Annotated in this window: 8 protein-coding genes (1 of these 8 only partly in view); 5 read left to right on the forward strand and 3 right to left on the reverse strand. The window is 34.1% G+C overall.

Going from position 1 to position 9955, the window contains the following annotated elements; all coding sequences use genetic code 11:
• Nucleotides 1-150: 150 nt before the first annotated feature.
• The 5 genes from IPM48_01850 (at nucleotide 151) to IPM48_01870 (ending at nucleotide 5438) form a co-directional block, all read left to right on the forward strand.
• A complete protein-coding gene (locus IPM48_01850) occupies nucleotides 151-2196 on the forward strand; it encodes a hypothetical protein (GenBank protein MBK9270316.1) in 2046 nt (681 codons plus the stop codon).
• Between the two features lie 273 nt (nucleotides 2197-2469).
• Nucleotides 2470-2769 (forward strand): transposase, encoded by a 300-nt coding sequence (locus tag IPM48_01855; GenBank protein MBK9270317.1) that lies wholly within the window; start codon nucleotides 2470-2472, stop codon nucleotides 2767-2769.
• A 50-nt stretch (nucleotides 2770-2819) separates the two neighbouring features.
• Complete coding sequence (locus tag IPM48_01860; protein ID MBK9270318.1) at nucleotides 2820-3653, forward strand: DDE-type integrase/transposase/recombinase; 834 nt, start codon at nucleotides 2820-2822, stop codon at nucleotides 3651-3653.
• A 553-nt stretch (nucleotides 3654-4206) separates the two neighbouring features.
• Nucleotides 4207-5250, forward strand: coding sequence for an IS481 family transposase (locus IPM48_01865; protein MBK9270319.1), 1044 nt, complete (start codon nucleotides 4207-4209; stop codon nucleotides 5248-5250).
• A gap of 8 nt (nucleotides 5251-5258) precedes the next feature.
• Nucleotides 5259-5438 carry a hypothetical protein gene (locus IPM48_01870; GenBank protein ID MBK9270320.1) on the forward strand — a complete coding sequence of 60 codons (180 nt, stop codon included), beginning with the start codon at nucleotides 5259-5261 and terminating at the stop codon, nucleotides 5436-5438.
• Between the two features lie 117 nt (nucleotides 5439-5555).
• Here the strand turns inward: IPM48_01870 and IPM48_01875 are convergent, their stop codons facing one another.
• The 3 genes from IPM48_01875 to IPM48_01885 form a co-directional block, all read right to left on the reverse strand.
• The gene (locus IPM48_01875; protein ID MBK9270321.1) at nucleotides 5556-8381 is read right to left on the reverse strand and encodes a hypothetical protein; all 2826 of its coding nucleotides are present in this window, start codon (nucleotides 8379-8381) and stop codon (nucleotides 5556-5558) included.
• A gap of 637 nt (nucleotides 8382-9018) precedes the next feature.
• Complete coding sequence (locus IPM48_01880; protein ID MBK9270322.1) at nucleotides 9019-9201, reverse strand: hypothetical protein; 183 nt, start codon at nucleotides 9199-9201, stop codon at nucleotides 9019-9021.
• Nucleotides 9202-9509: 308 nt separating this feature from the next.
• Nucleotides 9510-9955: the 3' portion of a transposase gene (locus IPM48_01885; GenBank protein ID MBK9270323.1), read on the reverse strand. Its footprint extends 214 nt past the window's final position; the window shows 446 of its 660 coding nt (coding positions 215-660); its start codon lies beyond the right edge, outside the window — the gene reads right to left on this strand; the stop codon is at nucleotides 9510-9512.

The following is a 9955-nucleotide window of genomic DNA, read 5'->3' on the forward strand; positions in this document are numbered from 1 at the left end:
GTGTCTATAATATATATATGTATTTAATTACAAATTTAGAAAATATTTTTCCATCCAATATTAATTTAGGTGTTATATTTACTATAATTATTAGAAATATTATCTGTAATATTAAAATTTATTATTACCTTAATTGCTCAATTAGATTGTATGAAATGCTTAATTTTTATTTTTGTAATATTTACTCACTTAAATACATACGCCCAATGGAAATCCACACAAGGTCCTCAAGGGGGTAATATTGATTGTATCATTTTTGATGGTACAACTATTTTTGTTGGGAATCAAGGTGGTTTATTTCGGTCTGTTAATGATGGTGAAATTTGGGAGCCAATAGATAATGGATTGACTTTTATAGCAATCAATGTTTTAACTAAAAGTGGATCATTAATTTTTGCCGGTACAAATGGTGGCGGTGTTTTTAGATCAATTAACAATGGTGAAACTTGGACAGAGATAAATGATGGGTTAGTAGATAAAACCATTTGGTCAATTTCTGTAGTTGGATCAAATGTATTTGTAGGCACAGAAAATGGAGTTTATCATTCCACAAATAATGGTAATCTATGGACCAAAAAAAATAATGGATTAAATAATAACATAGTTTATTCATTTGCAAACTCAGGAAATTCAATTTTCGCAGGAACAAAAGGGAATGGGGTTTATCATTCCACTGATAATGGAAGCACCTGGAATCAAGTAAATAATGGCCTAACAGAGCTTCATGTTAATTCAATTACAACAGTGAGCAATATTTTATTTGCTGGAACAGGCGGAGGTGGTGTATTTAGATCTATTGATAAAGGAAATAATTGGGTTCCCATAAATTCTGGATTGCCAAATAGTGATATTAGCACTTTAAGTGTGGGCGGTACAGATATTTATGTTGGAACTTATGGTGGCGGTATTTATAAATCCATAAATAATGGGAATTCATGGATAGAAATTAACAAAGGAATTAGCAATGGAAACATTACTTCAATTGCAATAAATAATAACAAGTTATTTACAGGTACGAAAGGTGGAGGGATTTTTAAATCTACTAATAGTGGAGGCGACTGGGCTAATGTTGGTTTATATTCCATCCCAGCGCTTTCAATTGTGCAATTAGGACCCAATATTTTTGTTGGAACTGAGGAAAGTGGCGTGTTTCGAACAATGGATAATGGAAATTCCTGGATTGGTACAGGTATTGAGATACCACAAATGGCGTCTTGTTTAGCTGCTAATAAAGAGACAATTTTTGCTGGCACTTTTGGGGGTGTATATCGCTCACAAAATAATGGACAAAATTGGGTAAATATTGGAATAAAAACAGGATATATTAAGTCAATTGTTGCTATTGACTCTACAATATTTGCAGCTGTTGAAGACAGAATTACGCTAGCCGATGATGGAATTTATAGAGCAGTAAAAAATGGCATTGGAGGGTGGACTAAAGTAAGTAAGGGTTTACCTAAAAATTTTGCAAGACCAACAGTTCTATCTACTAATAATATAGATCTGCTCATAGGAAGCCAAAGTCATGGTATTTATAAATATAACATTAAAAGTGATAGTTGTATTAAAATATTCGATGCTTGTTGTATTTATTCTCTAATTATTGAGGGCCAAAATATATATGCTGGTTCTGAAAATGGAAAAATATTTAGATCACTAGATAATGGCATTAATTGGGAAACAATCAATATAAATTCTGGGTCAGGAAGTAAAGTTAATTCAATTGTGATTAAAGATAATTCAATTTTTGCTTCGACTGATTTTCCAGGATATATATTTCAATCAAAAGACAATGGCCATATTTGGAACGATATTTCAGAAGGCTTAAGTGCTCCTGGAGTCAATACTTTGGCAATTATTGAGAACATTATATTTGCAGGTACATCCTGGGGAGTATATTTAAGAAATTTAAGTGAATTAATAAGCAGTAACCAAGAATTTTCAGATAAAAATTTAGAAATGGCAATAATTCCAAATCCTATAATTGGGAGTTTGAAAATTAATAAAATAAAAAATATAGATTGTGTCAAAATTCAAAATACCATTGGAGAAACTCTTTACAATTTCAATAGAATTCAACTAGATTTATTAAATTCTGAATTAGATTTGACTGATTTAATATCCGGAATTTATATTATCTCAATATTTTATGAGAACGAAAAGGTTTATTCTCAAAAGATCATGATTGCTAAATAATGTAACTTCACTTGCAATAAAAAACAATATGTAACTTAACATGCAAACACTACTAAGAAAAAGAGATCAAACTTACAATTATTATTGCAATCAAATCTATTTCATGGGATTTTCAATAAACCCATCATAAAACCCCATCCCGGCTTCAATAAGTATACTTAGTGCCATTACCCATATCCCAATATTCAATAAATTTTTGCCAATGCTTTTGTTCCAGCCCCCTAATTGACTGGAATAATATTCTACAAATTAAAAGTAGTAAATTTGTAGATTATGTCAAAATACAGGAAGTGGTCGATAGAGGAAAAATTGTCCATATTAAAGGAGGCCGAAAAGGAAGGTGTTACTCCGACAATAAGGAAATATGGGATTTACTATGCCACATATTACAGTTGGAAGGAGAAGCTCAATCTTGAAGGGGTCGAGGGTTTGAAAGTCAGGTATAAGCGAGTTGATCCTGAGATTAAAGCGCTTCAATTGGAGAATCAGAGACTTAAGCAGATTATTGCTGAGAAGGAGTTGAATCTTCAAATTAAGGAGGAGCTGTTAAAAAAAACGAACCAAAGAAAGTAGATAAGATCATGGTGGCCCGTCAATTTATTGAACTGAATTATCCAGTAAATATGGTTTTGGAATTCACAAACCTTAATCCCAGTAGTTATTACTATCAGGGAAAAGAGGGGTGTAAAGGAAAGGGCAAAAGTGTAAATACTTATAGATTGGATGGAAGTCATGTCACAAACGAAACGGTAATGCAACAAATAGAAAATTTGCTCCAAAAAGAATTTGTTGACTATGGATATAGAAAGGTTACCTGGTATTTACGTAATGAATTCATGTATGTCATCAATTTCAAAAAAGTTTACAACTTGATGAAGGATAGCGGAATATTGCGTCCAAAAATAAAGAGGAAACAAACAGGTAAAAAATGGGTGGAATACCTTGTTCCAAGGCCTTCTCAGCCATTTGAACATCTCGAATTTGATATTAAGTATGTTTATATAGCTGGTGAGAGAAGGAATGCCTTATTGCTTACAGTTCTTGATGTGATGACTAGAATGAATATGGCCTGGACCTTACAATGGAGTATTAAAAAAGAAGATGTTAGAGCTATATTTAACTACATAATTGACAATTATAGATTGCCAGGGTGTGTTACTGTAAGAAACGACAATGGAAGTCAAATGGAAAGTGAATTAGTAAGATCTTTTCTGGCCTCACAAGGAATACTCCAAGAGTTTACAAGACCGGCTACCCCGCAACAAAATGGTCACATTGAAGCATATCACAGCATCATAGATAGAACGATATGTCAGGTATATGAAATAAAAAATATTGAGGAAGGTAAGCACTTATTCGATCGATTTGAGTACTTTTACAATCAGGAAAGAATCCATTCCGGCATAGGGTATACCAGTCCATTAAAGTATATAAAAAAACTTGGAATAGCGATTTAAAGAATTTTCCTGCGTGGCTAGCGATTAGGAAACCATAGCAAACAAGCAGGATTTATAAGCATGAAAGGGATCCTTATTAAGATCCCTTTTTAAAGCAAAATTAAATGCTGAAAACAAAAAAAGAGTTTCCTAAGTGTGTTATTGAATAAGTAGAATATTAGTACAACTTATAGGGGGCCAGTACACTTTTTGTCTTAAGCAGGTTGCCGGCAAGAAAAAGAATCAGTCCAATAAATCGGACAATTGAAAGAAAATAAAGTAAGTCCATTTCAGTTATATTTTAAGGCTATGAGAAAGATTCCCAATCAAAGAAATCCCCAAAATTAGTAAGGCTTGCAAAATTACATAAAAAATTCTGATCCCTGTTGGCTCAAGTTTCATTTCATTTGGATGTGAATTTAGATAGATTCAATTTATTGCATAGCGTAATACTCCCCATTATTTGGATCAAAAGTATCGTTTGTTAATGTGTAATAGTTTAGACTTAATCTGACAGTTAGTGATTAATTTTAAGTTGTCAAAAATAATTAATTAACCACTAAACTGTCAGAAAATGAAATTAGAAACAAAATTAATCAAAACTAAATTGGGATTAGTCCATTTAGCAGAAAAATTGGGAAACGTATCTCAGGCTTGTAAAATAATGGGGTATTCCAGGGATAGTTTTTACAGGATTAAAGAGATGTATGACACAGGAGGCGAAATGGCCTTAATCGAAGTCAGCAGGAGCAAACCACTGGTCAAGAATCGAGTGGCTCCCGAAGTAGAGAAAGCTGTTGTTGATATGGCTATTGACAGTCCAGCTTTTGGACAAGTAAGGGTTGCAAATGAGCTTGTTAAGAGAGGAATATTTGTATCCCCTTGTGGAGTTCGTTGTGTTTGGTTGAGGCACGATCTGGAGACCTTCCAAAAGAGATTAAAGGCCCTGGAAGCCAAAGTGGCCCAGGATGGAATAATTCTTACAGAAGCCCAAGTTGTAGCCTTGGAGCGTAAGAAAGAAAAATTGGAATCTCAAGGTGAAATTGAAACATATCATCCGGGCTATCTGGGAGCTCAGGATACTTATTATATTGGCAATATCAAAGGCGTTGGTCGTATCTATCAACAAACCTACATTGACACTTACTCTAAGGTAGTTCTGGCAAAAATCTATGATCGTAAAAATGCTCTTGTAGCAGCCGATTTGCTAAACGATAAAGTCCTGCCATTTTATGAACATGAGCAAATCAGGCTACTCAGGATACTGACCGATCGTGGCACGGAATACTGTGGAAAAAGAGAATATCATGAGTACGAACTTTATCTGAGTTTGGAGGATATTGAACATACTAAGATCAAAGCACGACACCCACAGACTAATGGTATCTGTGAAAGATTCCACCGCACCATTCAAAATGAATTTTATGCCATTACCTTCCGTAAAAAGTTATACAAATCTATTGAAGAGCTACAGGCTGACTTGGAGGATTGGCTACATTACTATAATTCGGACAGACCTCATTCCGGAAAATATTGCTTTGGCAAAACTCCTATGCAAACTCACATCGAGTCAAAAAATATTGCAATTGATAAAATGTTAGAAACTCATTTTGAATAAAGAAGATCATGAATAGAGTAATTCAACGCGTAAACGTCAACAAACTAAATTGTGGAGTAAATGTCAAGAGTTCCGAAGGAACTTGCCTCGCTCTTGACTTTTTCGGAACAATTGTTACTTTTGTTGAAGCGTTGGATTATTCTTTTTTATCGCCAACTGTCAGATCAAGTCTAGGTTATTACAGTTAATGTTAATAAAATTCATCAAAGTATGTGACAATTTTTCTATATTTCAAAAATTGTCAATACCTCCTTGTTTTATAAATTCCTTCCAGCTATATAATTTTATAACGGTTTGCCATCTGATTACTCGACAATAAATGAGCCTAACCAAACAATTCTATTATTCTCCATCAATTGCACAAAATAAACACCGGATATTAATTTCCCTTTATCAAATTCAATAATTTTACCATTTAAATTAAAATAATTTTCAATTATGTGTCCATGCGTATTTGAAATACACATTGTTGCAGAAGCCAACTCCCTGTTCAAAATTATACTAGACTTTCCGCTAACTGGATTGGGTGAAAAGTATACTTCCATTGTACTTTCTAATTGGTCTTTAGTTCCAGTTGTTAAACCATTGTATCTATAAACAGAGAACCCATTTTGCGTATCCAATCCTAGCTCGTTCTGAGCAGTTCCTACAACTACGATCTTACCATCTTTTTGCAAACCAAGGCCGACTCCCAATTCATGACCAACCCAAGATCCTGGCACTTGAGTTATTGCTAAACCATTTGTACCAAAAGATTTGTCAATAGATCCATCAATATTGCAGCGAACAATTCCAACACCATCTTCACTCGAAGTCCCAATGGCTCCACAAATAATGATCTTACCATCATTCTGCAATACCACACGCTTTGCCTCATCTGTAGGAAAATTGGAAACATCCGTGATAGGTATTTTAACAAAACCACTATTGCCAAAAGTCTGATCTACCGCTCCAGAACTAGTATATCTCAATACCACATATGATCCTCCAGAAGTAAAACTTGTCACCTGCCCTACAACAATAATTTTTCCATCATTTTGTACTGCAACATCATTGGCCGTCATCACATCTAAAGTACCCGAAATACTCGTAACTACCCTGCCATTCGTACCAAATGTATTATCGTAAGACCCATTGTCATTTAATCGAACCAGTGCAATTTTCTCAACACCATTCACTGTAGTATTGCCAGCTAATAAAATTTTCCCATTATCAAGAATAGCCAAAGAATTACAGGAACTTTCTGTTCCAAAGTCGACGATAACCTTGCCTGAGGCACCAAAAGTATTATCTAAATCACCATTTTGCTTTTTAAGGCGAACAACCACAAATTCTTTTCCTGTGATTCCGCTACATGCAACCACAATCCTATCGTTTTTATCTACCTTAACTTCAGTAGAAAAATCATTGCGCGCATTCAAAGGGATATTCCATCCTCCTTTTACTCCAAAAAAATTATGAATCTGACCGTCTGGAAGTATACGAACAGTAGCAAGATCGTAAACATTCCCAGACAATATTGAGGTAGCAACCACTAAGTTGCCATCCTTTTCAATGTCAAAAGAAACTTCTTTACCTCCAATTATACCTATCTCTGGGATTGAAATCTTACCATTTTTACCAAAAGATTGATTTAATGAGCCATCTACATTCAATTTCATTACTGCGATTTCATCATCTGAAAGGGAGGACTTTCCCAATGCATAGGAAGTCCCGTTATCAAGCAAAACTACATCCATTCCACGATCAGTGCTTACCGCTAATTTTGCAACAGCAATACCATCAGCATCAAATGACTTATCCAAAAAACCATTTTGATTGAATCGCGAAACAAGCATATCTTCATCTGGTCCCCCATCAAAAGCGCCCGTTACCGCAAGAATAATCTTATTGTCTCCTTGAATGGCAATATATCCACCCCCTGGCAGTGCGGGGCGTTTAATGATATCAGCTTCTGTTTTTCCATTGGATCCAAAGCCGAAATCCAAGCTTCCATTACTATTGCACTTAATAATTCCAACATACGAATGTTTAATGAGATTCATATCAAACCAACTGTAATAAGCTCCAATTAGTATTTTGCCATCAGATTGTATACCCAAAGATCGAGGTTCCCCAGAATCTAAAATTACTTGCCCATTTGACCCAAATGTTAAATCAATTGACCCATTTGCATTAAATTGCGCCACTCCAATTCTACTAGAATTAGAACCAATACTATTTATTACACCTGCAACAACAATTTCACCATTCTTGTTAATTGCCAGACAATGTCCTTCACTAGAAAATGTAGGATTGGATGTAGTGTCAAAATTGAACCTAGAGATTCCATTAATTCCGAAGTTAGTATCTAGAGAACCATTACTATTATACCGAGTAACAAATATTTTAGATATATTTGAATTTAATACAGATCCTGAAATTACAATTTTGCCATCAGCCTGAAGTTCTAATCCTCCTACTGTAATCTTATCAAAAGGGTTGTTGGTTTGTACGATACCATCTCCATCAAATGAAGAATCCAGCGTACCATTCACATTATAACGAAGAATTGTTAAACGGTCATTTCCATTACATACCAAAACAATCTTACCGTCACTTTGTATTGAAATATCCTTAGCATAAACCTTTGTAAATAATGGTTGACCAAAGTCGGTGGTAACAATGCCATTCAATCCAAAAGAAATATCATTAGAACCATCGGCATTGTAACGAACCAATGCAATAAGTGTTTTATCGTTCCTTGTTGCATATCCTGCCAACAATATTTTTCCATTACTTTGTATTGATATTGCATGTGCCTCATCTCCCTTTCCAAATACATCTGCTATGATTTTTCCTTGATAGCCAAAACCATTATCCAATGATCCATCCAAATTGTATCGACAAACTGCAATATCACTATTATCATAGGATTGTCCGTATACACCACCTGCCAAAACTATTTTACCATTGGTCTGAATCGCAACTGCATTAACAATGTCACTTGATCCTCGAATATTTGCGGCAAAAATTCCATCCCCATCAAAACTGGGATCCAAATATCCAGCTTGAGAAAACAAATCAGGTGACCAAAAGTAAGTAAAAACGATTCCTAATAAAATCTTATTAAATAATAACTTAATTTCCATAATAATTCAATTTTTAACAAATAAAAAATAACATATATTCAAGTCCAATTAACAACTAGTCTCATACATTTTTCATTTCGAACAAAAGTCAAAAAAATGATATTCAGACATTGACATTCTTTTTATTTTGTAAGAGATATTCTTAAATTACAATTTAAAAACTATGTCCCAATCCAACATTGAAGTACTCAAAACCTTTATAGTAAATTCCATCATGCGTAACAAAATAAATGTAAAACCATTGAAGTTATTGCCTATAGGTGCGACCGTCCCAAAAACCCATCATAAAAACCCAATCCAGCCTCTATAAGAATGATTATAGCCATTAGCCAAATTCCTGAATTTGTCAAATTATTACCCCAAGACATTGCCTTAAATATTTTACCAATTAAAAATAAAATCAGTCCAACAAATCTAGCGATTGAAATAAGATAAAGTACATCCATCTATTATATTAGATTAAAATGATAAAATAATTTTCCAATGAGTGCGATTCCTATTATGAATAATACCTGCAAGAAGCCCCATAACATTCTGTTCTTAACAGATTCTTCCTTCATTTCCTTGGGGTCTGAATTCATCAAAATCCAGTTTACTGCGAAGGATTGAAAAGTCATCAACATACCAATCCCACAAATTAACAAAAACCAACTAATTTGAACACCATCATCATTGGCCTTCCAATCATTATAAAAGCCAGATAAAATAAAAATGGTTGATAAAAACTACCCACTCTGCCCCAGATACGGTAACCTGAAGGAATTATAAAAAATTTGACCCAGGCTGGCCATTTTTCATAAGGAATTGCTTGATCTTTCATTTGAAATAATTTGAGACAAAAGTTAATTACGTGTCACAGCCCCCTAGAAAATCAGACATAATTACGATAAAACTTTGTAATTATGTCCATAATGAAGACAGAATCTGGTGGTTCAGCCCCCTATTAATCAGACAATTTTCACGAGGTTAAAAAATAATATAAATTAGCTCCATACATTTGCATTTGCGAAGGTCGACTGATGGTTCTGTTTTGTACCGATGTTGATTAATGTATTGTGTAGGCCTACCGATACAATTTTTATTATAAATGCCCATCGAGGTCATTTATAATAATGCGAAGGTCTTCCTTCAAGGTAACTGTATTACCCGATATTGATATTTATTTATATCAGGCAAAGTGAGTATGTCTTGGTAAGCTACTTTTAGCTTAAGCCTTATTTGATTTATCTTCAAAGGTACAACATCTATATAACCTAGATCAAATAATGTCCAAAATTTTGTTGGTGGTATTCCTTTTGTTCCACTGTGACTTCGATCATTATTATAGCAAATGTAAAATCGCTCTAACCTCTGTTCAAGATGTTTTAAATCAATGAACATATCATTTGCCAGCGCTTTGTTTATAATGCAATGAAAGCTTTCGATATGTCCATTTTCTTCTGGGGTGTATGGCTTAGTAAAGACCTGATTTAATCCATTGTCTACAAAAAATTGACGTATCATATCGGATGTAAATTGCTTACCATTGTCACTTCTCACCTCGACTACCAAATCTTTTGGATTGACACCATGTG

The organism is Saprospiraceae bacterium (genome assembly GCA_016715965.1).
In the GTDB taxonomy this organism is placed as follows: domain Bacteria; phylum Bacteroidota; class Bacteroidia; order Chitinophagales; family Saprospiraceae; genus Vicinibacter.